Genomic DNA, 26,997 nt, shown 5'->3' on the forward strand with positions numbered 1-26,997 from the left:
GTGACCGTGACCCGTATTGCAGCCTTATATATCCATCCTGTCAAAAGCCTGCATCGGATCGATGTCGCGCGGATGGATCTCGACCCATGGGGCCCCCGAGGGGACAGGCGCTGGCTGGTCATCACACCCGACGGGCGGTTCATGACGCAGCGTCAGTTTCCGGCGATGGCGCTGATTCTGACGCGGCTCGATGGCGAAATCCTGACCCTGAGCGCGGCTCGGGATCCGGACCTCACCCTCAGCGTGGTGCCCCCTGCCCCCGACGCTCCCGTGCGCGCAGTCAGCGTCTGGAAGGATCATGCCATTGCGGCACGCGATGCAGGAGATGAGGCGGCAGACTGGCTGAGCACGCAGCTCGATACACCGTGCCGTCTGGTGCATATGGCTGAGCCGGACCGAGCCCGACCGACGGATTTCGGCAGTGTGAGCTTTGCCGATGGCTTTCCCCTGCTTGTCACCAATACGGCCTCGCTGGACGATCTGAATACGCGGCTCGGGGAGCCCGTTCCCATGGAACGCTTTCGGCCCAATATCGTGATCGAAAGCGAGACGCCCTGGGGGGAAGATGACTGGACCCGGCTGCGTATCGGAACGGTCGAGCTGGAACTCGTCAAGCCGTGCAGCCGCTGCATCGTGACGACCATCGATCAAGAAACCGGCGTGATCCCCGTGCCGAGAGAGCCGCTCAAGACCCTGACCGGGTTTCGCTTCCGCCCTGGCGGTGTGATGTTCGGGGAGAATGCCGTGATCCGCCGGAGCGGGTCGATCGCACTGGGCGATGCTGTGGAAATCCTGGGCTGAGCGGAGGCGCGCCTAGGGCCGCCGACTTTGTCAATCCTGGCCTGACGCGCTAAGGCTGCACCGAGCATGCGCGCCTGCGCCACTGAGTGAGGAAAAACCCGATGTCCAGCCCCCGCCCTTCAGGCCGCAAGGCCGATGAAAACCGTCCTGTCTCGATCGAGCCGGGCTTCGCCCGTCATGCCGAGGGCTCGGTTCTGATCCGCGTAGGCGGTACGGAAGTACTCTGCGCGGCCTCCATCGAAAATCGCGTGCCGCCCTTCCTGCGTGGGCAGGGCCAGGGCTGGATTACCGCGGAATACGGTATGCTGCCGCGCGCCACCCATACGCGTGGTAACCGCGAGGCCGCTAAGGGCAAGCAATCGGGCCGCACGCAGGAAATCCAGCGCCTTATTGGCCGTGCCCTGCGCGCCTGTGTCGATCTGCGTGCTCTGGGTGAAATGACCATCACGCTCGATTGCGACGTGCTGAACGCCGATGGCGGCACGCGTTGTGCTGCCATTACCGGTGCCTGGGTGGCTCTGGCCATTGCGCTGGACAAGCAGGTGAAGGCGGGTGTGCTCAAGCGCTCGCCCCTGCGCGCTCAGGTGGCCGCCGTCTCCTGCGGTCTGACCGAAGCCGGCGCCGTGCTCGACCTCGATTATATCGAAGACAGCTCTGCCCAGGCCGATACGAACTTCGTCCTGACCAGTGAGGGTGGCATCGTCGAGATACAGGGCACGGCCGAAGACGCTCCCTTCTCCGAGGCTGAGTTCAATGCCCTCATGGCACTTGCCAAGACCGGCACGGCACGTCTGTTCGACGCGCAGCGCGCTGCGCTCGAGGGCGTTGCATGAGCGAGGCCGAAGCGCCCCGTCGCCTGCATCCTGGCCAGCGCATCGTGCTGGCCAGCCATAACAAGGGCAAGCTGGTCGAATTCCAAGCCCTTCTGGCCGGGAGCGGTATCGAAATCGTTTCCGCTGCCGATCTCGCTTTGCCCGAACCTGAGGAAACGGCTGACAGCTTTGAGGGCAACGCCGCCATCAAGGCGCTTGCCGCGTCAGAAGCCACCGGTCTGCCTGCGCTCTCGGATGATTCCGGTTTCTGCGTCTCGGCCCTGAATGGCCGACCTGGCGTGTATTCCGCACGCTGGGCCGGTCCGGGCGGGGACATGATGCATGCCATGCAGCGTGTTCATGACGAAATGGGCGCACATGAAGACCGCTCGGCGGCTTTCGTGGCTGTGCTCTGTCTGGCATGGCCCGATGGCACAACGCGCTTTGTCGAAGGACGCTGCTCGGGTCAGGTCTGCTGGCCACCGCGCGGCGATAAGGGTCACGGCTATGACCCGATTTTCGTCCCGGAGGGCGAGCGCCGCAGTTTTGCCGAACTCTCGGCGGATGAGAAGAATGCGACCAGCCATCGGGGTCGCGCGTTGGCGCGGTTTCTGGAAAGCTGTGTCGCACCATAGACATGCTGAAGCCCCTAGAGGAGTCATCCCCATGAAGAGCCCGTTCCTTTTTGCCGCCTGTGCGCTCGCTCCCTTCATGGCGGCCTCCCATATGGCATTTGCTGGCCCGGCAACGCCGTCTTTCGACCTGTCAGGTTTCGAGCTGCGTGAAACAAAGGCGTTCAGCATCGCCGTGGAGCCTGCTATCTCTCTCGGCGAGAAGCAGAACCTCGCGCAGGGAGCGGCTCCCTATCGTCTGGTTCCGGGCGGCATCGTACTGAGCAGCGAGGCACGCAAGCCGACAGCCTATCATGCCCGTCAGCCGCGGACCGAGTTGTCAGAATCCCGTCCATGGCGGGTGCAGGATGCCAGCGCATCGCTCGATACCACGATCCATATCGATCGCTTTCCCAAGCGCGGTTCGGTCATTCTGGCAGAACTCGGGCCCGACAACGATACTGCGCCCGTCATGCGTATTCTGGTCGATGGCGATCGTATCGTCCTGCGCGGTCAGATCACCGAGGCCACTGCCAATGGCGTGACTCTTGGCACATTGGATTCGACTCATAGCGCGCATATCGTGCTCCAGACCCATCCGGATGGGTTGGTAGGCACCGAGATCAACGGGACGCAAAGCCAGTTCCACCTTGCGCCCAAAGCACTTGCCATTCCGGTCATGTTCCGCACCGGAGCTCATGTGGTGGATGACATCGGCACGACGCCCGATCAGGTGGTGGTCACGCTCACCGGGCTGAGCGCCCGCCACGGTGTCGCCTCATCACGCCTTCGCTCGTAAGATCACGATCCCGAACGTCACGAACACGATGGCGGTCAGACGGTTGAATGCCCGCCTGACCGGTCGCCGTGCCAGGAAGCGCGAAAGCGAACGGCCGCCGAGCCCGTAGAGCGTCAGCCACAACCCGTCCGAGAACAGATAGGTCACGACCAGAATGCCGAATTGCGGCAGGACAGGCTGATGATGGTCGATGAACTGCGGAAAGAAGGCCGCGGCAAAAAGCAGCAATTTCGGGTTGCTGATTCCGACCAGAAATCCGGTGCGATACAGCATGAATGGGGTCATGACCGCACGCCCTTCCACCTGCGCCTCGGGCTGCTCCGGATCATCGCTTGCCCGCCAGGCCTTGATACCGAGATAGACCAGATATCCCGCCCCCGCGTACCGTATGACCTCGAAAAGATGCGGCATGGCCACCAGCACCGCCCCGATCCCGACCACCGAGAGAACCAGAGCCAGGAGCAACGCGCTTATACAGCCCGCCATGGCAGCGATACTGCGCCTGAACCCCACCTGAACGCTGCGGCTCAGCGCGTGCATCATGTTCGGCCCCGGTGTAGCCGAGATGAAGAACACGGTGACGACAAAGAGCCACCAGGTTTGCAGGGTCATGATTGACGTCCCTTAGTCTTGCAGGAGGGAAAAATGTGCAGGCGAACCCTGCCACAGCCCACCGCGCCTGAAAGCCCATAAAATGCGTGGAGGCTTTCGAAGTCCTCTGAAGGACGATCCGGACGGTGATGCGCCCGTGCAAACCCCATCGCCTCATTCGGCTTCAGGGCCGGAGCGGACGCGCCCTGATCGCCCCCTCCTGATTATGCCTCGACAAGGAGCGTCCGCTCGCCACACAGGCTGGTGCAGGATGTCTGTTGCGGCCTAACCCTCGAGAGACTGGAGTTCGAACAGGCGGCGATAGATCCCGCCCTCGCGCTGCACAAGCCCGCCATGGGTTCCGTCCTCCATCAGTTTGCCCTTGCTGAAGACCAGAATACGATCGAGTTCCATGACCGTGGAAAGACGATGGGCCACCACGATGACGGTACGTCCGGCCATCAGGCGGTGCATGGCGTCCTGCACCAGAGCTTCGGACTCGGAGTCGAGACTGGACGTCGCTTCGTCGAAAATGAGCAAAGGCGCATCGGCCAGGAAGGCACGGGCAATGGCTACGCGCTGGCGCTCGCCGCCAGACAGCTTGACGCCGCGCTCCCCGACGAGCGTGGCATAACCTTCCGGCAGGCGCTCGATGAACGCGCTGGCATTGGCCAGACGCGCCGCCCGCTCGATTTCGGTTTGGGTTGCGCCGGGGCGCGCATAGGCGATGTTCTCGGCGAGGGAGCGATGAAAGAGCATGGGCTCCTGCGGCACGATGGCGATGCGCGCGCGCAAAGAGTCCTGTGTGACATCGCGGACATTCACACCATCGATCAGTACGCGCCCGTCGCTCGTATCGTACAGGCGCTGGATGAGCTTGGTGAAAGTGGTCTTGCCCGACCCACTCGGCCCGACCAGCGCCACACGTGAACCCGGCTCGATCGAGACATCGAGATGCTCGTAAAGCGGTGTGTCCTGTCCGGGATACTGGAATGTCACGTTCTCGAAGCGGACGCGCCCCTCGGTAAAGGCGGCCTTGCGTGCACCCTTTTGGTCCTGAACACCGGGCGCCTCGTCGAAAATCGCAACAAGCTCTTCCATCTCATTGACCGAGCGCTGCACCTGGCTCACCTGCTGGCCGAGATCGCGCAGATAGCCCTGCACCAGAAACACCATGGTCAGCACATAGGCCACATCGCCCGGCCCGGCCTTGCCTTGCCACCACTGCCAGACAATAAGCGCGACGAGCGACATGCGCATGACCAGCGAGGCAAAGCCCTGCAGGTTGGCGCTGTTCGTTCCTCTGATCCAGGTACGCGCGGTGCGCGCACTCCAGGCACGCAGAACGCGCGTCAGACGGCGCTCTTCACGATGCTCGGCACCGAACGCCTTGACCACGGCATTGCAGGTCACGGCATCGGCAATGGCCGCCCCTACTTTCGTGTCCCAGCGATTGGCCGCACGAGCTGAGGGCGCGACATAGCGCAGCGTCAGCACGACGGAGAGCCAGGTAAAGAGCACGACCGAAAGCGCAAGCACCGCCCCCATGAACGGAGAGTGCCAAGCCAGAACGAGCGTGGTGCCGGTCAGGACCAGCACTTCCGGAGCGATCAGCAGGAGCAGCGTGTCATCCAGCGTGTCGATGGCCCACATGCCGCGTGTGAGTTTGCGCACGGTGGAGCCGGCGAAATTATTGGCATGCCAGTCGGTCGAGAAGCGCTGAACGCGTGCAAAGCCCTGCGACAGGGCGCGCTGCATGATGGCAAGGCTGAGATGAGTGATTCCAAGATAGGAGGAGCGCCGCCCGAGCAGTCCGACCAGTCCGAGCGCAATCAGCCCGCCCACCATCAGAAGCGCGTCGTTGCAGAGCGCCGTCTGAGCCGCATCATGGGGCACGCCGCCCGCATGGCTGGAAATATCGGTCACCAGGCGCCCCGAGAGCACAGGTGTCGCGACATCGGCAATAGTGGCAAGCCCGATCCCGAGCACGGTACGTGTCAGAAAAGCCGGATGCTCCAGCCAGCGGCGCATGACGAAGCGCACGATATCGACAAACGCGATGTCGCGCTTCTGGCGGGTAGTCTGGTCAGTGTCGGACACTAAAGAAAGCTCCTCCGCCTGACGATCGACCGGGCGGGCATACTGGAAGTCTGGGGCGGGAAGCGCTTATTGTGGGGTGTCGAACGCCCTTATGCAACATGATGAAATGGTTCTGATGTCTCTTCCTTCGGCCAGGCGGGCCATGACCCGCGCGCAGGCCCGCCAGTTCATCACCGCCCTTGCCGAGTCCATGCCCGATGCCGAGAGCGAGCTGGTTTACACCGACGCCTTCTCGCTTCTGGTGGCCGTTGTCCTCTCGGCGCAGGCGACGGATAAATCGGTCAACAAGGTCACAATCGGGCTCTTTCGCGACGCGCCCGATGCCCGTGCCATGGTGGCTCTGGGGGAGGAGGGCATTGCCGCGCATATCCGGACGATCGGACTGTGGCGCGCAAAGGCGAAAAACGTACTCAGGCTCTCGGAGCAGCTTCTGGCCCTGCATGGTGGCGAGGTTCCCTCGGACCGCGCCGCGCTGGAGGCTCTGGCCGGGGTTGGACGCAAGACGGCGAGCGTCGTGCTGAACGTGATGTTCGGCGAAAGTGCCATGGCGGTGGACACGCATATCTTCCGGCTTGGAAACCGCACCGGGCTGGCGCCGGGCAAGACGACGCGCGCTGTCGAAGAGGGGCTGATCAAGCGTATCCCGCCTGACATGCTCCGCCCCTCGCATCACTGGCTGATCCTGCATGGCCGTTATGTGTGCAAGGCGCGCAGTCCTGAGTGCGGACGCTGCGTTGCCTTCACGCCTTGCCTTTTCCCGCTCAAGGCCCAGATCAGCAGCAGCAAAGGAGAAGCTGGATGAGCACCTATATCGTTTTCACACGCGAGGAAATTCTCAATCCCGAGGAAATGGCGACCTATTCGCGTCTCGTCGGCGAGACGTTCAAGGGCCACCCGGTCAAGATTCTGGCTGCCTATGGCGACCAGGAAACCCTCGAAGGCACCGGTCCCGATGGCGTGGTGATTGTCGAGTTCCCCGATCGGGAGGCGGCTCTGGCCTGGTATGACGGTGAGGCCTATCGCAAGGTGCGCGAGCATCGCTTTGCCGGTGCGAAATATCGCGCGACGATCGTCGAAGGCGTATAATCCGGTTGGGATCGTTGTTTGAGCCGTTCGGGGGCGGCTCGAACAAGCCTAATTGGCGCTGAGTGCCGGAACAGCCCCCATGGCCTTGAGGTCCCAGCGGATCTGGAACGGCTCCGTGCCCTTATATGCACCGACATGCACATGGGGGTTGCGTGCAAATCCATTGTCGCTGTCCAGCGCGACGACATCGCCTGCTTTCACATGATCGCCGGGTCTGACGCGAAATTCAGCAATATGAGCATAGATGACGTTCATACCGTCCGCGCGCTGGAACAGGATCGCGCTCGCCGGTGGCTTGCCCATGCTGCCGGGCAGGTTGGTGACAGGGTTCACATGAACAAAGGTCACGACTGAGTCGAATGGCGCATGAACGGCCTTGTGCCAGCCATACCAGTCCTCGTTTTTCTCACCGAGTCCCCGATAAAGCTTGTTATAGCCATGCGTCTCATCCGTCGCGCCACCCACGATCATGCAATCCGTACCGAGCGCATCGCCTGTTCCCGTCAACTGACCCAGCGGATGCTCGGTACAGGCGAAGGGCTCATCGAAAAGCGGTGCGAGCGTGACCTCGCGTATCGGATCCGGACGCATGGCCGGTTCCCCCAGCCCTGGCGGCAGATCCAGCGCGCGCAATTGCCTATGATAGGCGTCGAGTGCGCTTTTCTCTGCGGGCGAGGCCTGAACACGCGATGCACCCTCCGGCAATGGTGCCAGAAGCAGCGCCGTGCAGATTGCGACCACAGTCTTTCTCGTCTTGCGCATACAGCCATCCTCTGTCGATACGGAATCAATTGGCATCTCGCGCCCAATCGGGAAGCTAGACCCTCACGATACGACACCGCAATGGATGGGATGAATGAAGCGTGCGGCGTGGCAAACCCCGGTCGCTCGGATGACATAATGTGAGAAGCTGCACGAAGGGCGTGCGTTCACGTTTTCTTGCGGTAAAACGACCCTCCCCGGCACCAGCGACGAAGAGATTCCATGTCATCACTCAGCCTTTTCGCGATCCTGCTGACGCTCTGCACGGTTTGCGGCATCCTGAACTACAAGCTGCTCAAACTGCCCATGACAATCGGCATTCTGCTGATTTCGCTCGTGGTGTCTCTGATCGTCAAGGGGCTGGATATCGCCCTGCCGAGCGTAGATCTGCACACCTTGCCCATGACGATTCTCGCTTCGGCCGATCTGCCAGGCAATCTGCTGGATGGGGCGCTGTCGTTTCTGCTTTTTGCCGGGGCGCTTCAGGTCGATACGCGTCACCTGATGGAGCGGAAATTCTCGGTCTTCTTTCTCGCCATCGTCGGCACCATTCTTGCCGTCTTCATGCTGGGCGGGGCCATGTACTGGGTGATGGCGCAGGTGGGGCTACCAGTGCCTTTCCTGTGGTGCGTGGTGCTCGGTGCGATCCTCGCGCCGACCGATCCGGTTTCGGTGGTAGGCATGCTGCGTCGCCTCGGACTGCCCGGCCCCATCCAGGCGATCTTTGCCGGAGAGAGCCTGTTCAATGACGGGGTAAGTATCGTCATCTTCGGACTCGCCATGACACTGGTCACGGGCGAAGCGCATCACCTCACTCTCATGGACGCCGCCGAAGCCTTCGGGGTCGAGGCAGTGGGCGGAGCGGGGCTGGGCTTTGTGGCAGGGCTGATCGGCCTGCTGTGTTTCCGTGCCGCAAGGGACAGCCATCTGCAATTGCTTGTTTCGCTCAGTCTCGCCGCAGGCACGTTCAGCCTTGCTCATGCCCTGGGAATGTCCGGCCCGATTGCCGTGGTGGTGGCCGGGCTGTGCCTCGGGAGCGAACGCGCCAAAAGCAACATGGACGACCATGCGCGTGAGGAGCTCAACAGCTTCTGGACACTCGTCGACGAGATCCTGAATGCGCTTTTGTTCCTGATGATCGGTTTCGAGGTTCTGGCCGCCATTCCCAGCCTGCGCGCCTTCTGGGCGCTCCTTCTGGGGATTCCGCTGTCCGTTGCAGCGCGCGCGCTGAGCGTGTTTCTGGCCATCCTGCCAATCCATCTCTATGGCGAGGATCGCGGGCGCATGCTGGCGGTACTGACCTGGGGCGGTCTGCGCGGAGGTATTTCGCTCTCCCTCGCCCTCACCCTTCCGCCGGGGCCGATGAAGGATATCCTTGCGCCAATCTGCTATGGAATTGTGGTGTTCACCATTCTGGTGCAGGGCCTGACAATGGAGCGTGTCGCATTGCGCTTCTATCCCAGGAACTCCTGACCTATTCCGACAGGGCCTGGGGCAGATTGGGCACGCCCCGAAACCCGACACGTGGCACCCAGAGCCGCTCCCCGCGCCATGAGCGGTCCGAACGGATCTCCAGTTTCCCCTGGTGGGGCATGATCGATACAGCCCCGTCTCGCCAGACGGTAAACCGATCGATGAACCGACCCGGCTGACACCCTGCGGGCAAGGGCTGCGCCGTGATGACGAACCCGTCATGCTGACAGTCCGGGCCCCACTCTTCAGGGGACAGGGGCGCAAACCAGATCCATAGCCGTTGACCATGATAGGTGAGAGTACAGCGCGCCCCCGTGCACGAGGCAGCGTCATCCATCCCACGCATCGGGCCGGGCCATGCCTGCATCCAGGCGTCGAGCACCCTGTTTTCCAGCCCGCCATGGGCGCCGACCACCCAGCGACGATTCTCGGAAAAGGCGATCAGACCGGCATCGGGTGAAATCAGCACCAGGGGCCAGGGGCTCAGAAACGGAGAAACGAGCCCGGCCATGACCGGCAGAAGAAAGCCGAAACGCGCCCTCCCTCGCCACAGGCACAATCCGGTCAGCCCAAGCATGTAGAGCGCGAGCCCTTTGCCTCCGATGACCGGGACTGCGACATGGGCCAGAGGCAGGGCGGCCACCCCGTCAGCGATCAAGGAGATCAGGCCGATCCCCTGCCCCATGACCCAGAGCGGTATGCGGGCCAGACCGAAAGGCATGAGCAAAAGCGCCACCAATCCGGCTGGCATGACGCAGAACGCCGCAACAGGCACCGCCACCAGATTGGCGATGATGAACCAGGGCTGGAAACTCCCGAACCCTGCCATGACCAATGGCAATGTCGCTCCGCCAGCGAGGGCGCTGGTCAGGGAGAGCAGGATCAGATGATGACCACCCCCCCCTTTTATCCCACGCTCGGCACGACTGATGAACCAGGGGCGGAGCGCCTCATATCCTGCGACAAGGGCCATGACAGCCGCAAAGGACATCTGGAACGACAGATCGAGGACCAGAACAGGAGACGCGATGAGCAGGATCAGCGCCACAACGGCGAGGGAGCGCATGGAGAGCACGCGCCGTCCGGCCAACAAAGCCAGACTGGCGAGGCCAGCCATGCCGAGGCTGCGCAAAGCTGGCAGATGAAACCCGGTTAGCGCAACATAGGCCATTCCGGTGAGTAATGCGGCCAGAGCAGCGATTTCCCGGCAGGGCAATCTCAGCCCGAGCCACGGCCAGAGCACAAGAGCCTGACGGGTGGTGAAGAAAACCACCCCCATGACAAGCCCAAGATGCAGCCCGGCTACCGCAAGGATATGGGCCAGTCCCGATGCCGCATAGGCCGCACGCGTGGCCTTGCTGATCCCTTCACCATGGCCAGCGAGCAGGGTAGCCGCGATGGCGGCGCGCTGCCCCGCAAGATGACGGCTTATCTCCGTCGCAATTTTTTCCCGCCAGCGCGCAAGGAAATAGCGTTGTGGGGATTGAAGTATCTCGGGGCGACCGAGGATACGCCCTGTGCCGGCCAGCCCATCGAACCAGGCTTCTCTCTGCCGGTCACGCGCGCCGGGAAAATCGGGCCAGTCGGGTGGCCGCAATACAGCGCGCAGACGCAGCATCATGCCCGATTCATAAACCTGCCCGTCATGGGTGAACAGGAGCAGATCGCGTCGCATAGGCGCCATGCCAATATCGACACCGGTTTCGAATACGGCATGGCGCAGGCGGATTCTCTGGGCCATCTGTCCTTCGTCGCGGCTCGTCGTGAGCTCGGCAATCTCCCCAGTCATCACGACCGCCAGAGCGGGCAAGGCGGGCATGGGTGGCTGGCGCAGCGCCTGCCCCCGCGCCGCGAGAAACCCCAGAGTCCCCATGACGACTGCCAGACCCAAGCTACGCGAGATGAGGCGATTCCAGCCCCGCCACAGCACTAGCGCCCCAAGCGAGGCGGTGAGACAGGCCCAGGCTGGACCCGGCTCATGGCGCGGGAGGAAATAGAGGAGACATCCCGCGCTGAATACGACCGGGAGCCAGGCGGCAAGAGCGCGTCCCTGACCGAGCAGGATGGCTTCGACCTTCTTGGCGAAAGCCAAACGCCTCACGGCGCTTTACTCGTTTCCACACCGGAGGCGTGTTCCCCTCCGGTAGAGATCGATCCCGTGCGCTCAGGGCGCGCTGGGCACATGGTCGCGGTAATGGTCCCAATGCCTGACCAGTTCCGCTACGACAGGCGCCCCGGCGCGCTCGTTATTATCGAAAGCAAGATTCTGTCCCGGCCCCTCATCGCCCATCGACTGGGTGAGCGACACGCCCGGCGGGGGCATGGAAGGATTGGAGCCGGAGCGCAACACCATGACGCGGTCCGGATCGATATAGCCCCATTTCGCGAGGAGTCGCATGGCCTTCTGGTTGGTCTGGCTTTCCTCATTGGTCATGACGAAAACGCCCTGGCCCTTGGTCCAGAGCCTGACCCAATCCTGCGCCCAGTTGTTGCGCGCCTCACCATGCCAGTAGCGGAGCGCACCGAGCGTTTCCCCCATGAGAATCATCGGCGGCTTGCTGGCAGGCAAGGAAGCGGGCCACGCCGCGCGACGGCGCGCAATCTCGGGGTCATCGGCCAGGGTGACATTCCTGCTCAGTCCGAACGCCCAGCGTGCCAGCCCCTGATTGAGCGGGTAGGCCTTGGTCAACTGCGCCACATCCGTGACCGAGCCATAGTGATTCGGGTCGTTCGGCAAGGTATTGGGTCGGTCGGCCCCGATCGCATAGAGTCCATAGGGCCAGTCTTTCGGGATGGACCGATCATCCAGCTCACGCAGGGCATCACCATCTACCACCCACCGTGCCCAGGCCACGCTGCCCACAGAGGCCACATTGGGATTCACGCCCGAGATGCCCGTAAAGATCCAGTAGGTCTTCTTGAGGTCAAAAGCCGGATCGAGCGCCAGCGCCATCAGCTCCGCAGGGCCGGAACGCAGCACAAGCCCGTAGACGCCCGACTCATTGGCTCTGAGGATCGGCTCTTTCACGCCCCTGACCGGAATCTGGCGCGTCAGATGCTCGCGCTCGACCCAGTCCTGATACTCCCCCGGCGCATCCCCCGTATCCGCCCCGTTTTCCCACCCCGCAACAATAATGACGCGCGGCGCCACCGGTGCGGCAGAAGCCGATGCCCCCAGACCGACAACACAGGCAATGGAGGTAAGACTGGACAGGAGAAAGCGTATTTTCATATCGAGACCGTTACATCGAATACAGAATTCTGCAAATCCCGTTTGCATAAACCTTATCCCGAGCGGTTTTCAGGAGGAAACACACTTTTCCGAAACGGCACCTGAGCGGACAGGCATTCCACTGCCCAGACGGGACTAAGCCCCATGGAGGGAGGTTCTTGCAGCGGGGAGCCTCTGCGGGGCGCTGTCCCGCTCCCCGAAAAGGGCGTGCCCCTTTCATCCCGGTTTGATCAGAGAGGTTTCCAAAGAACGACCGTCCTTTGGTGGGGTATGGGGCGGATCCCCATGAGACAGGCTCTTGCAGCGGGGAGCGTTCGCGGGGCGCTGCCCCGCTCCCCGGAAAGGGGCGCGCCCCTTTCATCCCGGTTTGATCGAACAGGTTTCCAAAGGACGACTGTCCTTTGGCGGGGTGTGGGGCGGAGCCCCATGAGACAGGCTCTTGCAGCGGGAAGCCTCTGCGGGGCGCTGCCCCGCCCCCCGGAAAGGGGCGCGCCCCTTTCATCCCGGTTTAATCGAACAGGTTTTCAAAGGACGGCTGTCCTTTGGCGGGGTATGGGGCGGAGCCCCATGCGGGGAGGCTCTTGCGAAGGGAAGCCGTCTAGGAGCGAGGCCCCATGACAGGAGTTTTTGGGCCGAAGTCGCCCATACGGGCCGGACAACAAATCGCCATCCGGTAGTGTGCGGCCCTCAACCATGCTATGCACGCGCCATGACCGTTCGCACACGCTTTGCCCCTTCTCCCACCGGCTTGCTGCATATCGGCAATGCCCGTGCGGCCCTGTTCAATTTCCTTTTCGCCCGTCATCACGGTGGGCAATTCCTGCTCCGGATCGAGGATACGGATCGCGAGCGCTCTACACAGCGCGCGGTCGATGTCATTTTCGAGGGGCTGGCCTGGATGGGCATCACGGCGGATGAGGAGCCCGTGTTCCAGTCCACGCGCCAGGGCCGCCATACGGAAGTGGCGCATGAGCTGCTGGAAACGGGTCTGGCCTATCGCTGCTATTGCACAGCCGATGAACTGAAGCAGATGCGCGAGGACGCGATCGCGAAGGGCCAGCCGCCACGTTATAACGGCATGTGGCGCGATCGTGACCCGTCGGAAGCGCCCGCGGGGGCGCCCTTTGCCGTGCGCCTGAAGGCCCCGCGTGAGGGTGAGACGGTCATCAATGATCTGGTTCAGGGCGAGGTTCGCGTGGCGAATGCCGAGATGGATGATCTGATCATCCTGCGCTCGGACGGAACGCCCACCTACCTTCATGCCGTGGTGTGCGACGATCATGACATGGCGATCACCCATGTCATCCGGGGCGACGATCATCTGACGAACACGTTTCGTCAGGCCATGATCTATCGCGCCATGGGCTGGGATCTGCCGCATTTCGCGCATCTGCCGCTCATTCACGGACCGGACGGTGCCAAGCTCTCCAAGCGTCACGGTGCGCAGTCAGTGGTGGAATTCCGTGATGAGGGCTTCCTACCCGAAGCTCTGTGCAACTACCTGCTGCGTCTGGGCTGGGGCCATGGCGATGCCGAGATCCTGAACCGCGAGGAGCAAATCCGCCTGTTCGATCTGGACGGCGTAGGACGCTCGCCCTCGCGCATGGATTACGTCAAGCTGACGCATCTGAACGGCGTCTATATGCGTGATGCCGATGATGCGCGCCTGACCGATGATGTGGTGGATCGCCTGAAGGCGCGTGAGGATGTCACGGTGGATGACACCCTGCGCGCCCGGGTGCTGACCCTCATGCCGGGGCTCAAGGAGCGCGCCAAGCTGCTGACGGACCTTGCCGATAGCGCGGCTTTCCTCGGTCGATCCCTGCCCTTCACCTATGATGCCAAGGCGGAGAAGCAGCTTTCGGAAGAAGGCAAGAATGTTCTGCGTGGCGTGGCGCAGGCGCTTGCTCTGGTCGAGCCCTTCGAGGCCTCGGCCATCGACGGGGCACTGCGTGAATTCGCAGAAACCAAAGCGATCAAGCTGGGACAGGTGGCCCAGCCCCTGCGTGCGGCCATGACCGGCAGCACGGTATCGCCCGGTATCGATCTGACCCTTCAAGCCCTTGGCCGGGACGAGGTTCTGGCCCGCATAGGAGCCGCGATAGCGCATGGCTGAGACCCTCACCCGACGGCATCACCTGCTCGGCCTTGAGGGCATGAGCACCGAGGAGATCACCCCTTACCTGGATCTCGCGGCCAATTATGCCCTGCTGAGCCGTTCGCGCACTGCCCCGCGCGATGCGTTGCGTGGCCGGACGGTGATCAACATGTTCTTCGAGGACAGCACGCGCACGCGCACCAGTTTCGAACTGGCAGGCAAGCGTCTGGGGGCGGATGTCATCAACATGACGGTCGCCACCTCGTCGGTGAACAAGGGCGAGACCCTGCTCGATACGGCAGCCACGCTCAATGCCATGCGCTGCGACCTGCTGGTGGTGCGCCATGCGGCGTCGGGAGCGCCGGCCCTGCTGGCGCAGAAGGTCGAGGCCAGCGTGGTCAATGCCGGTGACGGCATGCATGAGCACCCGACGCAGGCTCTGCTCGATGCGCTGACCATCAAGCGCCATCTGGGCACGCTGAACGGCCTGACCGTCGCGATCTGTGGCGATGTCGGGCATAGCCGCGTGGCACGTTCGAATATCCATCTGCTGACCGCCATGGGTAGCAAGGTACGGCTGGTGGGACCGCCTACCCTCGTTCCTGCCGCGATGGCGTCATTGGGATCGGTGTCGATCCATCATGATATGGAGAGCGGCCTGCGCGACGCCGATGTCGTGATGACGCTGCGCCTTCAGCGCGAGCGCATGGGAGCCGGTCTAGTGCCGAGCGCCCGTGAATTCTTCCGCTTCTATGGTGTCGATAGCCGCCGCCTCGCTCTGGCCAAGCCCGGCGCTCTGGTCATGCATCCGGGCCCGATGAACCGGGGTGTCGAGATTGCCTCCGACGTAGCGGACTCGGCGCAAAGCGTCATTCAGGAGCAGGTCGAGATGGGTGTGGCTGTGCGCATGGCCGTGCTCGACCGACTTTCACGCATGCGGACGGCATCATGACGGATCTTGTTTTTGAAAATGTGCGGCTGATCGATCCGGTCGATGGTCATGATGCGCCTTCACGCCTTCTGGTCCGGGAGGGACGTCTCGCAGGGCGTGACAAGCCCGGTGCCGAAGGGATGCCCGAAGGGGCACAGCGAATCGATGGCAAAGGCGCTGTGCTTTGCCCGGGCCTTGTGGATATGCGTGTGGCCATCGGGGAGCCGGGCTTCGAATATCGCGAGACCATCGCCTCCTGTGCCCGCGCCGCCGTTTCAGGTGGGGTGACGACGCTCGCTGCCCTGCCAAATTCGAAGCCCGCCATCGACGAACCCGCTCTGGTGCGTCTGCTGCGTGGCCGCGGCGAAGAAACGGGGCTGGTCTCTATCCTGCCTTATGGCGCGCTCACCAAGGGGTGCAAGGGCGAGGAAATGGCTGAGCTCGGCATGCTGCGCGAGGCCGGAGCGGTCGCGTTTACCGATGGTATTCATGCGATCGCCGATACCAAGCGCATGCGGCTGCTTCTGGCCTATGCCAGGGGAATCGATGCGCTCGTGGTGCAGCATCCCGAGGATCCGTCTCTTGCCAAGGGTGGCGCGGCCACCGCAGGCGCGTTAGCCACCCGCATGGGCCTGCCCCAGATCCCGGCAGCGGCAGAGGCCATTCTGATTGCCCGTGATATCCGCCTGGCGGAAATGACGGGCGCGCGCCTGCATTTCGGCCATGTTTCGACCGGGGAAGGGCTGGCACTCATCCGTCAGGCCAAGGCACGCGGTCTGGCTATCACCTGCGATACGGCGCCTCCCTATTTCGCCCTCAATGAAGAGGCGATCGGAGAGTTTCGTACCTATGCCAAGCTGTCGCCCCCGCTACGCGCGGAAAAAGACAGGCTGGCCGTCTGTGCCGCTCTGGCCGACGGCACGATCGACGCCATCGCTTCCGATCACGCCCCCTGGGATGCCGATGACAAACGGCTTCCCTTCGCGCAGGCGAGCGCTGGCGGCACGGGGCTGACCACATTGCTGGGCGTGGGGCTGTCTCTCGTGCAGGACGGGGTATTGCCGCTGGCGAGACTGATCGCTCTGATGAGCTGCGATCCGGCACGCCTTCTGGGCAGTGAGGCCGGGACACTGAACGAGGGCGCAAGCGCCGATCTGTGTCTGTTCGACCCTGATATCGACTGGGTGGTCGAAGCGGGCGAACAACCGGGGCGCGCGCAGAATACCCCCTTTGACGGCCGTCGCCTCAAGGGACGGGTTCTGGGCACGTGGAAAAATGGTCAGCGTGTTTTCGGGGGTGAGGCGGCATGATTGCCACGCTTCTGACGCCACCTTACCTACTTTGCGCAGGCATCGCCTATTTGCTGGGCAGTATCCCGTTCGGCCTGCTTATCAGCCATCTGGGCGGGGCGGGCGATATCCGCAAGATCGGCTCGGGCAATATCGGCGCGACCAATGTGCTGCGTACGGGGCGCAAGGGTCTGGCTGCGGCCACGCTGCTGCTTGACGGCCTCAAGGGTGCGCTGGCGGTGCTCGTGGTGCGGCTGATTCTGGATGGCGGGATCCAGACGGGTATGGCCGTGGCCGCCATAGGGGTCGTGATCGGCCATTGCTTCCCTATCTGGCTGGGATTTCGCGGCGGCAAGGGTGTCGCAACCGGGCTTGGTGCGCTTTACGCCCTTTGCTGGCCGGTCGGTATCGCCTGCTGTCTCGTCTGGTTAGCCGTTGCCAAGCTCTCGCATATCTCCTCGGCGGGAGCTCTGGCCGCGTTTGCCGTGGCGCCATTCATCATGGCCCCGTTAAGCGAACAACCGGTGCAGAGTCCACTGCCCATCGCGACCCTGCTCCTTACACTCATCATCCTGCTGCGCCATACCAGCAATATCAGACGCCTGCTCACAGGCAGGGAATCGCGGATCAATATCGATCCGCCCCCGCAAACCAAGAACGAAATCTGACCGCTCATGAGCGCGTCCCCCCTCGGTGATGACCGTCTGGACCTTGTGCGTCTGGCGCGCACCGACGGGATAGGACCGGTCAATTTCCGGCGCCTACTCAAGGAGCATGGTACGGCTACAGCCGCTATCGAGGCTTTGCCGGAACGGGCGCGCAAGGCGGGGCGACGCTCCGGCGTGGTCATCCCCTCACGCGATTCCGTCTGCGAGGAGCAGGCAGCCTTGGAGCGATTCGGCGCCCGGATGCTTGTGCTCGGCGATTCCGATTACCCTGCGCTTCTGGCCCGCATTCCCGACGCACCGCCCGTTCTGAGCATCTGGGGGCGGGTCGAGCGGCTTTCCCAGCGTGCGGTGGGCATTGTGGGCGCACGCAATGCCTCGGCCGGGGGGCTTCGGCTGGCCGAGGCGCTCAGCGGAGCCCTGGCGCATGAGGGCTGCGTGATTGTCTCGGGTCTCGCGCGTGGCATCGATTCCGTGGCCCACCGCGCGGCGCTTCATCAGGGCATGACGGTTGGGGCAGCGGCAGGCGGGCTCGATTGCTTCTACCCACCCGAAAATGAGGGACTCTATCGTGCTGTTGCGGAGCGAGGCTGCATCGTCACGGAGGCCCCGCTGGGAACGATCCCGCAATCGAGCCATTTCCCGCGACGCAATCGTCTGATTGCCGGGCTGTCTCTGGGCGTGGTGCTTGTGGAGGCCGCGCTCAGGTCAGGCACATTGATTACGGCACGTCTCGCCCTCGAATACGGGCGTGATGTGTTTGCCGTTCCGGGGTCGCCTCTCGATCCAAGGTCGCGTGGCGGAAACGACCTGATCCGCCAGGGGGCGATTCTGACAGAAACCGCACAGGACGTGTTGACCCAGATCGGAACGACCACGCCTGCAACATGCATGGCGGAATGGACTGGCCTGCCTGGCTTTGCGGAGGCTGATCCGCCGGGATTTGCGCCCCCTCCTGCCCCCGGTGAGGTGCTGGCACAGATCCATCAACTCCTCTCTCCTACGCCTGTGGCAGTTGACGATATCGTGGCGCGCTGCCAGTTCTCGGTTTCCATGGTGCTGTCCGCCCTGTCGGAACTCGAACTGGGCGGCATGGCGACCTTCCTTCCCGGGGGTCAGGTTGTGCTTGCAACCTGATCTGCGGTGTCCGAGCAGGCCGGTGCGGTTCTGGAGTAGAGATGACTGATGTCGTAGTGGTCGAAAGCCCGGCGAAGGCGAAGACCATCAACAAATATCTGGGCGATAACTTTATCGTTCTGGCATCCTTCGGCCATGTCCGCGACCTGCCGCCCAAAGACGGCAGCGTGCGGCCGGACGAGAATTTCGCCATGGACTGGCAGACCGATGAGCGTGGGGCGAAGCAGATTGCCACCATCGCGAAAGCGGTCAAGAATGCCGATACGCTCTATCTCGCCACTGACCCGGATCGCGAAGGCGAGGCCATTTCCTGGCATGTGCGCGCGGCTCTGGAAGAGAAGAACCTGCTACGCGGCAAGAACGTGCAGCGCGTTACCTTCAACGAGATTACGAAATCAGCCGTGCAGACGGCCATGGCGAACCCGCGCGCGCTCGATCAGCCGCTGATCGATGCCTATATGGCACGCCGTGCCCTCGATTATCTGGTCGGGTTCACGCTCTCACCCGTTCTGTGGCGCAAGCTGCCAGGCAGCCGCAGCGCGGGTCGCGTGCAATCTGTGGCGCTGCGTCTGATCTGCGAGCGTGAAGCTGAGATCGAGGTGTTCAAGAGCCGCGAATACTGGTCGGTCACGGGAGCCTTCGCCACGCCGCGCAATGCCGGCTTCTCGGCGCGCCTGACGCATCTTGAAGGGCGCAAGCTCGACCAATTCGATCTGGACAACGCTGAAAAGGCCCATGCCGCACGCGATCTGGTCGCCTCATCCGCCTTCAAGGTACGCTCGGTCGAACGCAAGAAGGCCAGGCGTAACCCCCCTGCCCCTTTCACCACCTCCACCTTGCAGCAGGAAGCCTCGCGCAAGATCGGCATGAGCGCGCAATCGACCATGCGCGCTGCCCAGCAGCTTTATGAAGGTGTCGATCTGGGCGGTGAGACGGTCGGTCTGATCACCTATATGCGTACCGATGGCGTGACCATGGCGGCAGAGGCCGTGCATGCGATTCGCGATATGATTGCGGGCAGCTACGGCGCGCCCTATCTGCCGGAAAAGCCGCGCGTCTATACCAGCAAGGCCAAGAACGCGCAGGAAGCGCACGAGGCCATTCGCCCCACCGACGTCACGCGCACGCCCGAATCGATGGCCCGCCATCTCTCGGGCGAGCAGATGCGTTTGTACGATCTGATCTGGAAGCGCGCCGTCGCCTCGCAGATGCAATCCGCAGAGCTCGATCAGGTCGTGGTCGATCTGGCTGATCCCGCCAACCGCACCGTTTTGCGTGCCAATGGCTCGATCATCGCTTTTGACGGCTTTCTCAAGCTCTATAGCGAGGGACGCGACGACACGAAGTCGGATGAGGAAGAGGGCCGCGTGCTGCCAGCCATGAGCGAGGGAGATTCGCTCTCGACCCGGGGCGTCGAAGCCGATCAGCATTTCACCCAGCCGCCTCCGCGCTTTTCCGAAGCCAGTCTGGTCAAGCGCATGGAAGAGATCGGTATCGGCCGTCCCTCGACCTATGCCTCGATCCTGACCGTTCTGCGCGACCGCAACTATGTGCGCCTTGATGCGCGACGCTTCATTCCCGAGGATCGCGGCCGTCTCGTGACGGCGTTCCTGACCTCCTTCTTCGAGCGCTATGTGGACACCGATTTCACGGCGACACTCGAAGAACAGCTTGATGACATTTCCGATGGTCGTGCCGACTGGCACGATATCATGGCCGCGTTCTGGCGTGATTTTTCGGCAGCCGTGGCGCAGACGAAGGATCTCAAGATCTCGGATGTCATCGATGCACTCGATGAGGATCTGGGTTCGCATTTCTTCCCTGCGCGCGATGATGGCGGCGATCCGCGCCAGTGTACGGCCTGCGGCACGGGGCGTCTGGGGCTGCGTCTTGGCAAGTTCGGGGCCTTTATCGGCTGCTCGAACTACCCGACCTGCCAGTTCACACGTCGCCTCGTGGCGGAAGATGGCGGTGAGGGCGAGACGCTCAAGGAAGGAATGAAAAGCCTCGGTCAGGACCCGGAAACGGGTGAGGAAGTGACCGTACGCCGTGGACCTTACGGTCTTTATATCCAGCGTGGCGAGGCTGACCCCGAGAACAAGAAGATCAAGCCCAAGCGTACCACCATTCCTAAGGGGCTGGAGGGCGACAAGCTGACACTGGGCAAGGCCATCGGCTTGCTGTCCCTGCCGCGCAAGCTCGGACCGCATCCGGAGACCGGCGAGATGATCGAAGCCGGGCTCGGGCGCTTTGGTCCCTATGTCAAAATGGGCTCGATCTTCGGGACACTGGATGCCGATGACGACGTGCTGACGGTCGGGCTCAACCGCGCCATCGACTCCCTGGCCAAGAAGCTGGCCTCCATTCGCACGCTTGGCGCGCATCCCAAGGATGGCGAGGCTGTGATGGTGCGTAAGGGACGATTCGGCCCCTATGTGCAGCATGGTCAGGTCGTGGCGAATCTCGCCAAGGGACAGGCGATGGACGACGTGACCCTCGATGAGGCCCTGGCCCTTTTGACCGAGAAGGGTAAGCCCCTCAAGGCGAAGGGCAAGGTGGCGCGCAAGCCGGCATCGAAAGCCACAACAGGCGAAGGGGCGGCCGAGAAGAAAGCGGCTCCCAAAAAGAAAGCCGCGTCCAAAACGACAACCGCCAAGAAAACAGCCGCTAAAAAAGCGGCATCAACAAAAAAGACCGGTGAGGGTAAAGCGCCTGTAAGGAAACCGCGCGTGGCCAAGACAACAGATGGTGAAGACACGCCGTAATTTGCGTTTTTGCGGCCACAGAGCGTGGCAAAAACGTCGCTCCCCCTGTTAGGCTCTCTTTCGCGGTCCGATCCGGACAGCTAAAGCGACGTTCGATGGGGGAAGCCATCGTCCTGATGGTCAAGGTCACCGGCTCTGAACAAAGTTCCTTTCCTGACTGGCGCGCCCTGCCGTGGGCTGCTTGGTACAGCAGGGCTCATCGTGGCTCTGGCTGCACCGGCGCAAGCGCAGGAAATCGCCGCGCTGGATACGGGGCTCATGGGCTCCGTCTTGTCGAGCGCATTCCGCTTTCTGACGCCCAGAACACTCGAAGCTCATTCAAGCCGGACCTTCAGCATATGGGGTCTTGACGGTCTGACGGCGATCGACCCGTCGATCACCATGACGGAGCCGCCTCACGGGCCCAAAGACCCCGCCATGCTGCGTCTGTCGATCGGGCAGAACGAACTCACCCAGCTTCGCGAACCGGGTGACAACGACATGGGCGAGTGGATAAGGGCCATCGTCTCGATCATGGACTCTGCCTGGCGTGCCTCGCCAGCCCTGCGGAATGCAGGACGCGACGCCCTGCTCCAGAGCTTCTTCGACGAGTTGTTCAACCATCTGGACCCGTATTCGCGCTACGTCGCCCCTGCCCCTGCCGGTAATGACCGGGCCAATCGTACCGGTGATATCGCGGGCGTTGGACTTTCGCTGGCGCGGGATAACGGGACACTTGTGGTCGCCGCGATCAATGCCAATGGCCCTGCCTGGGCAGCAGGCGCCAATATCGGTCAGAAACTCCTCGCGGTGGATGGTCGCTCCACCCGAAACCAAGACCCGGCCACAGTAGAATCCTGGCTCGGAGGTGCGGCAGGCAGCAAGGTGAAGCTGCTACTGGCCGATCCGGGTCATCACGGCGCAGTCATGCGCCTGGAGCGTCAGATCGTCCCGCCCCAGACAGTGTTTGCGAGCATGCACGACCATGTTGCCGTTATGCGTATTGCCTCGTTCTCCTCCGACACCGCAGAAGAGTTGAGCCAGAACATCGACCAGGCCTTACAGGACAAGAAGCTGACAGGCCTCATCTTCGATCTGCGCGGCGATCGCGGCGGCGTCCTGCAGCAGGCGGTCACGGCGACGGCCCTCGTGCTCGATCAGGGCATCGCGGTGGTCACAAAAGGCCGGGACCCGAAATCGAACCATGTCTGGGCCGTACAGGGCGGAGACATGACCCATGGCCTGCCGATAATCGCGCTCGTGGACGGGCGCACTGCCAGCGCGGCCGAGATCATGGCGGCTTCCCTTTCGGATCATCGGCGCGCTGTCGTGATCGGCAGCGCCACACTCGGCAAGGGACTGGTCCAGGCCGTGGGCCAGATGCCCGATGGCGGCGAGCTTTTTGTAACCTGGAGCCGTGTCATCGCGCCCCTCGGCTGGCCCCTGCAGGGACTGGGCGTAACGCCCCAGATCTGCACCTCACGCGGGGCGCTGGCTGTCGATCAGCAATTGCAATCCCTCTCCCAGGGCAAGCTGCTGGATGCAGAGACTCTTCGCGCCAGCCGTGAGCTCCGTTTTCCGGTCAGCGTCTCGCGCATTCTGGATATCAGACGCCACTGCCCGGCGGCACTCGGTACCGATGCCGATCTCGACACGGCGGCACTCATCCTGCATCGGCCCGAGAGCTACAAAGCAGCGCTTTCTGCCATGCCTGATGACATGGACGATGCCTCACCGTGATCGAAGCACGACTGAAATCAGGGCTCTGGGTGCGCGGGCTGATGCGTCTGGCCGAGACCAAAGGTCATTCAGCCATGCGGCTGCGGCGCGGCGATGAGGATGCAGGGGCGGTCCTGATCGTCCTGACCGATCGCGAGGGACGTCTGGCGCTGCTTCGCGAGGCGGCTCTCGGTGCGGGCTGGGAACGCATCGCTCTGGAAGATACTCAAGCGCTCGACACCTATATCGAGCGACAAACGCGTTATGACCCCGATCTGTGGGTGTTGGAGCTCACTCTTGAAGACGTGACCAGCCCCATCGAAGCCGAATTGCCAGGTCGTACTTCATGAACCGGCAGGGTTTGCCCGTTTCTCTTCGCGGAAAATCCGGCACCGACTGTTGCAACCATCCCACACTCGGGGGAGGAAGACAGAAAGGCGCAACTTGGTGAATGCACCGCGAGGATAAACTTGCGTTGCACAGGGATGACAGTTCAGCAAAAAGACGGCATTCAGATCGCTGCGGACGGCCAGCATACTGGTCCTCTTTCAGTCTGCCGCGTGAAAAGGATGGAGAAGACGATATGACGCTGGAACACCGAACGCGCGGTGAAACCGTTTGCCGCCCGTTCTCCGATGTCCGGCAGGCGGTCGGCTCGCTCCCCCGGCTTTTCCGCAGAAGCATTCTGGGCCTGACGGCACTCAGTGCTCTCACCCTTGCCACCCCGTCTCATGCGCAGGTGATCAAGGGGCTGTATGTCGCCGGCTCGGGCGGTGCCAGCTTCAATCAGGATCAGACCGTGCGCCTCTCGCCGGTTCTGCCCAGTGGCCGCGACCATTACGATACGGGCGTTACCGGCCTCGGGTCGGTCGGCTGGGGTCTCGGCAATGGTTTCCGCGTTGAAGTTGAAGGCAATTATCGCAATAATCGCCTCCAGCAATTCCGGTCCAGCTACTTCCCGTCTTCCGTCGGTGGGCGTCAGCAAGGCTACGGCGTGATGGCCAATGCGCTGTTCGACATGGATATCGGCGCAAACTGGGTCTATCCGTATTTCGGTGCCGGTGTGGGCTATGGCTGGCAGGCCATGAAAGCCTCGGTCCGTGCGCCGAACAATTATCTGAACCAGAGCATCAACGGCACGGCCAGCAATTTTGCCTATCAGGGCATTTTCGGTCTCTCCTTCCCCGTACCGTTCGCCGTCGGCCTGTCCTTCACCACCGAGTATCGCTTCTATTCGCTTCTCGGGCCGAACGGGCACCATGCCACGGGTTATGGCAGCATCGGCGGCTATGATAATCCGCGTCCTGCCGGGGCAATGGATGGCAACCGCGTGACGCGCAACGATTTCAACCATTCGCTGCTTCTCGGCCTGCGTTACGAGTTCAACCCTGCACCGCCACCGCCGCGCAGCGTGCCGGTCATGACAGCTCCGGCTCCCGCTCCCGCACGCAGCTATCTTGTGTTCTTCGACTGGGATCGCGCCGACCTGACGGACAGGGCGCGTTCGATTGTCGGCACCGCGGCGCAGAATTCCACGCACACCCAGCTCACCCGCATCGAGGTGAACGGCTATACGGATAACAGCGCGGCCCATCCGGGGGCACGTGGCGCGGGCTATAACATGAAGCTTTCCCTGCGCCGTGCAGACGCCGTGCGCGCAGAACTGATCCGCGACGGTGTTGCGGGCGGCCTGATCGTGACCAAAGGCTTCGGCGAGAGCAACCCGCTGGTCCAGACTGCGGCAAATACCCGTGAGCCTCAGAACCGCCGCGTGGAAATCATCCTGCACTGATCTCGCGATCACTGCCTGAATGACGCCTTCGAGCTCAGGAAACCCCGGCCCGCCTCAGCGGATCGGGGTTTTTCATAGCCGGTTTCTCAGACGAGACCGTTGAAAAGCGAGGTCGAAAGATAGCGCTCGGCAAATGACGGCACGATAGACACGATCGTCTTGCCAGCATTCTCTTCACGCTGCGCCAGGGCGAGTGCCGCGTGAAGAGCGGCGCCGGAGGAGATGCCTATCGGTATCCCCTCGATACGGGCACAGCGCCGGGCGGCCGCCATGGCGTCGCGCTCTGATACGACCAGCACGCCATCGAGCAGCGAGGAATCGAGCGTGTTGGGACAGAATCCCGGCCCGATCCCCTGGATACCGTGCGGGCCGGGATCATCTCCGTTCAGCACGGCGCTCTCGGCAGGTTCGACACCCCATAATTGAATTCCTGGTTTACGCGGCTTGAGCGTGCGCGCGATCCCGGTCAGCGTGCCTCCCGTTCCGAGGCCAGCAACAACCAGATCGACTTCTCCCTTCGTGTCCTCCCAGATCTCCTCCGCTGTTGTCAGGGCATGGATCTCGGGATTCGCAGGATTATCGAACTGGCTGGGCATCCAGGCATCCGGGAGAGAGGCGACCAGTTCCTCAGCGCGCATGATGGCCCCCGCCATGCCGCGCGCGGCGGGTGTCAGTTCCAGTTGGGCGTCCATCATGCGCAGCATCTTGCGACGCTCGATCGAGGCACTTTCCGGCATGGTCACGATCAGCCGGTACCCGAGGGCTGCCGAAGCGAAAGCCAGTGAAATACCTGTATTGCCCGATGTGGGCTCGACGAGAACCGTGCGCCCCGGAATGATCTCGCCGCGCGCCTCTGCCTGCTGGATAAGAGCGAGACCGATACGATCCTTGACCGATCCGAGAGGGTTGAAGAACTCCAGCTTGAGAAGAAGCCTTGCGTGAAGCCTGTCGGCTTCGGTCAGGCGTGGTACCGCGACAAGGGGGGTACCGCCGACAGTCTCCAATATCGACTCATAAACACGGCCTCTGGGGGCGGCATAGCGTGCTGCCAGACCGTCCGGACGGCCCTTCTCCTGTTCGACGCTCAAATCGCGCTCCTTCGTGGCAATCGGCAAAAAAACCAGTCTTGCGATGCTGGCCTGTGATTTATCGGCAATAACTGCTACATTACGCGTAATTTGTCATTGAGGAAAAATGCACATGTATCTCCGCAGGGACAGGGCGATGATCGCCGTGATCATCATGGTCGATGTAGCCTTTCATGCCGGACGTTCCAGCCTGGTCAGCGGTGGAGATATTGCCGAACGTGCAGGTCTGGCCCGCAGGGGAATCGAACCCCTGCTCCAGGCCCTGTCGCGCTCCGGTCTGCTCGAAAGCGTGCGTGGCCCCAGAGGAGGGTACAGGCTGGGGCGCCCGCAACGCGACATCGGTCTGGATGAGATTGTTCGTGTGGTGGTATCGGAAGACAGCAATACGGAAGAAACGGCCCAGGGAGCCCTGTTCCGTAACGTGATCGAGCCGTGCTGGCAGATTCTCGATGAGACAGTGCGAAGCGAGATGGCAGGCCTGACGCTCGAGGAGATGGTCAGAAGGGCTGAGGCTGCCGGGTTGCGCCGTCCGGTCCATGAGCCGATTTCGTTTTCGATCTGAGGAATAGGTGGCCTGAAGATCAGGCAATGTGAAGGTCACATGGGGCCGCCGAAACGGCCCCAATGGGCTCAGCCTCAGAGGCAGGCGTATCGTCGAGCAGGCGGCCGCCTGTGAGGCAGCCTGACCCCGCTCGCGGTTTTACTTCTTTGTCGTCTTGCGACGCGTCGTCGTGTGCTTGGTGACCGGCTTCTTGGCGGCTGGAGCCAGAACCGGTGCCGGAGGAGCTGCTACGGTCACGCCCGTTGCATCGACAGTCGCATTGACGGTCAGCTTGGCACGCGGATCACTACCACCCGGGATCAGGATAGCGGTAAAGCTGTCCTTACCCGCATAGGCGGTGCTCGGTGTGTAGGTGATATAGGTGTGGTCGTCGAAGTTATACATGAAGGCCTTGCCGTGCTCAGGGGCAGGCGACACACCGAAGGAGCGATAATTGGTGTTGCCGGGCTTCTGGACCGACAGGGCGCAAAGCCCGTCATCACTGCGCACAGTCATGTCGACGCTCATGCTGCCATCGGCGGCAGTCTTGACCGGCGTGGTCGTACAGACCGCCGAAACCTTCTGGTAACCGAAGGGGTTGGGGGGCACGACGCGCTGGACGACGGGCTTTTGCGCACAGGCCGCCAAGGTCAGGGCCGAAACGAGAGTAATTGCAGAACCACGCAGTCGCACCATGAACTCCACTGCTCACATGTCATCGAAAGT

24 protein-coding genes are annotated in these 26,997 nt (G+C 62.5%); 17 read left to right on the plus strand and 7 right to left on the minus strand.

Features of this window, described 5'->3' with window-relative positions:
- From AA0535_RS07305 to AA0535_RS07320, 4 genes are all read left to right on the plus strand, one after another.
- A complete protein-coding gene (locus AA0535_RS07305) occupies positions 1-801 on the plus strand; it encodes an MOSC domain-containing protein (RefSeq protein WP_264815278.1) in 801 nt (266 codons plus the stop codon).
- Positions 802-902: 101 nt separating this feature from the next.
- Positions 903-1,634, plus strand: coding sequence for a ribonuclease PH (gene rph / locus AA0535_RS07310; RefSeq protein WP_264815279.1), 732 nt, complete (start codon positions 903-905; stop codon positions 1,632-1,634).
- A complete protein-coding gene (gene rdgB, locus AA0535_RS07315) occupies positions 1,631-2,248 on the plus strand; it encodes an RdgB/HAM1 family non-canonical purine NTP pyrophosphatase (RefSeq protein WP_264815280.1) in 618 nt (205 codons plus the stop codon). The genes rph and rdgB overlap by 4 nt, the downstream gene beginning before the upstream one ends.
- A gap of 31 nt (positions 2,249-2,279) precedes the next feature.
- The gene (locus tag AA0535_RS07320; protein WP_264815281.1) at positions 2,280-3,023 is read left to right on the plus strand and encodes a hypothetical protein; all 744 of its coding nucleotides are present in this window, start codon (positions 2,280-2,282) and stop codon (positions 3,021-3,023) included.
- On the opposite strand, the gene AA0535_RS07325 is transcribed toward AA0535_RS07320, so the two are convergent.
- On the minus strand, positions 3,006-3,635 hold the full coding sequence (locus AA0535_RS07325) for a LysE family translocator (protein WP_264815282.1): 630 nt from the start codon (positions 3,633-3,635) through the stop codon (positions 3,006-3,008). The two genes, AA0535_RS07320 and AA0535_RS07325, sit on opposite strands and share 18 nt — an antisense overlap.
- A 264-nt stretch (positions 3,636-3,899) precedes the next feature.
- Positions 3,900-5,714 carry an ABC transporter ATP-binding protein gene (locus AA0535_RS07330; protein ID WP_264815283.1) on the minus strand — a complete coding sequence of 605 codons (1,815 nt, stop codon included), beginning with the start codon at positions 5,712-5,714 and terminating at the stop codon, positions 3,900-3,902.
- 115 nt (positions 5,715-5,829) lie between these two features.
- Here AA0535_RS07330 and nth point away from each other — a divergent pair, with 115 nt between their 5' ends.
- Positions 5,830-6,516 carry an endonuclease III gene (gene nth / locus AA0535_RS07335; RefSeq protein WP_233582001.1) on the plus strand — a complete coding sequence of 229 codons (687 nt, stop codon included), beginning with the start codon at positions 5,830-5,832 and terminating at the stop codon, positions 6,514-6,516.
- Positions 6,513-6,800 carry a DUF1330 domain-containing protein gene (locus tag AA0535_RS07340; protein WP_264815284.1) on the plus strand — a complete coding sequence of 96 codons (288 nt, stop codon included), beginning with the start codon at positions 6,513-6,515 and terminating at the stop codon, positions 6,798-6,800. Before nth ends, AA0535_RS07340 begins: the two co-directional genes overlap by 4 nt.
- Before the next feature lie 48 nt (positions 6,801-6,848).
- Here AA0535_RS07340 and AA0535_RS07345 read toward each other — a convergent pair whose 3' ends face one another.
- A complete protein-coding gene (locus AA0535_RS07345; protein WP_264815285.1) occupies positions 6,849-7,562 on the minus strand; it encodes a M23 family metallopeptidase in 714 nt (237 codons plus the stop codon).
- A gap of 222 nt (positions 7,563-7,784) precedes the next feature.
- On the opposite strand from AA0535_RS07345, the gene AA0535_RS07350 reads away from it, so the two are divergent.
- Entirely contained in the window at positions 7,785-9,035 is a 1,251-nt protein-coding gene (locus tag AA0535_RS07350; RefSeq protein WP_264815286.1) for a cation:proton antiporter, read from the plus strand.
- A 1-nt stretch (position 9,036) separates the two neighbouring features.
- On the opposite strand, the gene AA0535_RS07355 is transcribed toward AA0535_RS07350, so the two are convergent.
- Both AA0535_RS07355 and AA0535_RS07360 read right to left on the minus strand, forming a co-directional pair.
- Positions 9,037-11,136 (minus strand): ComEC/Rec2 family competence protein, encoded by a 2,100-nt coding sequence (locus AA0535_RS07355; RefSeq protein ID WP_264815288.1) that lies wholly within the window; start codon positions 11,134-11,136, stop codon positions 9,037-9,039.
- A gap of 63 nt (positions 11,137-11,199) precedes the next feature.
- Entirely contained in the window at positions 11,200-12,267 is a 1,068-nt protein-coding gene (locus tag AA0535_RS07360) for a purine-nucleoside phosphorylase (protein WP_264815289.1), read from the minus strand.
- A 709-nt stretch (positions 12,268-12,976) separates the two neighbouring features.
- Here AA0535_RS07360 and gltX point away from each other — a divergent pair.
- The 9 genes from gltX to AA0535_RS07405 all read left to right on the plus strand — a co-directional run bounded on the left by gltX (position 12,977) and on the right by AA0535_RS07405 (position 24,642).
- Positions 12,977-14,383, plus strand: coding sequence for a glutamate--tRNA ligase (gene gltX, locus AA0535_RS07365; RefSeq protein ID WP_264815290.1), 1,407 nt, complete (start codon positions 12,977-12,979; stop codon positions 14,381-14,383).
- Positions 14,376-15,317 carry an aspartate carbamoyltransferase catalytic subunit gene (locus AA0535_RS07370; protein WP_264815291.1) on the plus strand — a complete coding sequence of 314 codons (942 nt, stop codon included), beginning with the start codon at positions 14,376-14,378 and terminating at the stop codon, positions 15,315-15,317. Before gltX ends, AA0535_RS07370 begins: the two co-directional genes overlap by 8 nt.
- On the plus strand, positions 15,314-16,606 hold the full coding sequence (locus tag AA0535_RS07375; RefSeq protein WP_264815292.1) for a dihydroorotase: 1,293 nt from the start codon (positions 15,314-15,316) through the stop codon (positions 16,604-16,606). The genes AA0535_RS07370 and AA0535_RS07375 overlap by 4 nt, the downstream gene beginning before the upstream one ends.
- Positions 16,603-17,253 (plus strand): glycerol-3-phosphate 1-O-acyltransferase PlsY, encoded by a 651-nt coding sequence (gene plsY, locus AA0535_RS07380; protein WP_264815293.1) that lies wholly within the window; start codon positions 16,603-16,605, stop codon positions 17,251-17,253. The genes AA0535_RS07375 and plsY overlap by 4 nt, the downstream gene beginning before the upstream one ends.
- A 6-nt stretch (positions 17,254-17,259) precedes the next feature.
- Positions 17,260-18,387 (plus strand): DNA-processing protein DprA, encoded by a 1,128-nt coding sequence (dprA, locus tag AA0535_RS07385; protein WP_264815294.1) that lies wholly within the window; start codon positions 17,260-17,262, stop codon positions 18,385-18,387.
- A 41-nt stretch (positions 18,388-18,428) separates the two neighbouring features.
- Positions 18,429-21,152 (plus strand): type I DNA topoisomerase, encoded by a 2,724-nt coding sequence (topA, locus tag AA0535_RS07390; protein ID WP_264815295.1) that lies wholly within the window; start codon positions 18,429-18,431, stop codon positions 21,150-21,152.
- Positions 21,153-21,353: 201 nt separating this feature from the next.
- Positions 21,354-22,871, plus strand: coding sequence for a S41 family peptidase (locus AA0535_RS07395; protein ID WP_264815296.1), 1,518 nt, complete (start codon positions 21,354-21,356; stop codon positions 22,869-22,871).
- On the plus strand, positions 22,868-23,200 hold the full coding sequence (locus AA0535_RS07400; RefSeq protein WP_264815297.1) for a DUF1491 family protein: 333 nt from the start codon (positions 22,868-22,870) through the stop codon (positions 23,198-23,200). Before AA0535_RS07395 ends, AA0535_RS07400 begins: the two co-directional genes overlap by 4 nt.
- 233 nt (positions 23,201-23,433) lie before the next feature.
- The gene (locus tag AA0535_RS07405; RefSeq protein ID WP_264815298.1) at positions 23,434-24,642 is read left to right on the plus strand and encodes an OmpA family protein; all 1,209 of its coding nucleotides are present in this window, start codon (positions 23,434-23,436) and stop codon (positions 24,640-24,642) included.
- Between the two features lie 86 nt (positions 24,643-24,728).
- Here the strand turns inward: AA0535_RS07405 and cysK are convergent, their stop codons facing one another.
- Positions 24,729-25,730, minus strand: a complete 1,002-nt coding sequence (cysK, locus tag AA0535_RS07410) for a cysteine synthase A (protein WP_304500901.1) — start codon at positions 25,728-25,730, stop codon at positions 24,729-24,731.
- Between the two features lie 112 nt (positions 25,731-25,842).
- Between cysK and AA0535_RS07415 the strand changes: the two genes are divergently transcribed.
- A complete protein-coding gene (locus AA0535_RS07415) occupies positions 25,843-26,292 on the plus strand; it encodes an RrF2 family transcriptional regulator (RefSeq protein ID WP_264815299.1) in 450 nt (149 codons plus the stop codon).
- 138 nt (positions 26,293-26,430) lie between these two features.
- Here AA0535_RS07415 and AA0535_RS07420 read toward each other — a convergent pair whose 3' ends face one another.
- Entirely contained in the window at positions 26,431-26,964 is a 534-nt protein-coding gene (locus AA0535_RS07420; protein WP_373319295.1) for a hypothetical protein, read from the minus strand.
- Between the last annotated feature and the right edge of the window lie 33 nt (positions 26,965-26,997).

Source organism: Asaia krungthepensis NRIC 0535 (assembly GCF_025995175.1).
GTDB lineage: Bacteria > Pseudomonadota > Alphaproteobacteria > Acetobacterales > Acetobacteraceae > Asaia > Asaia krungthepensis.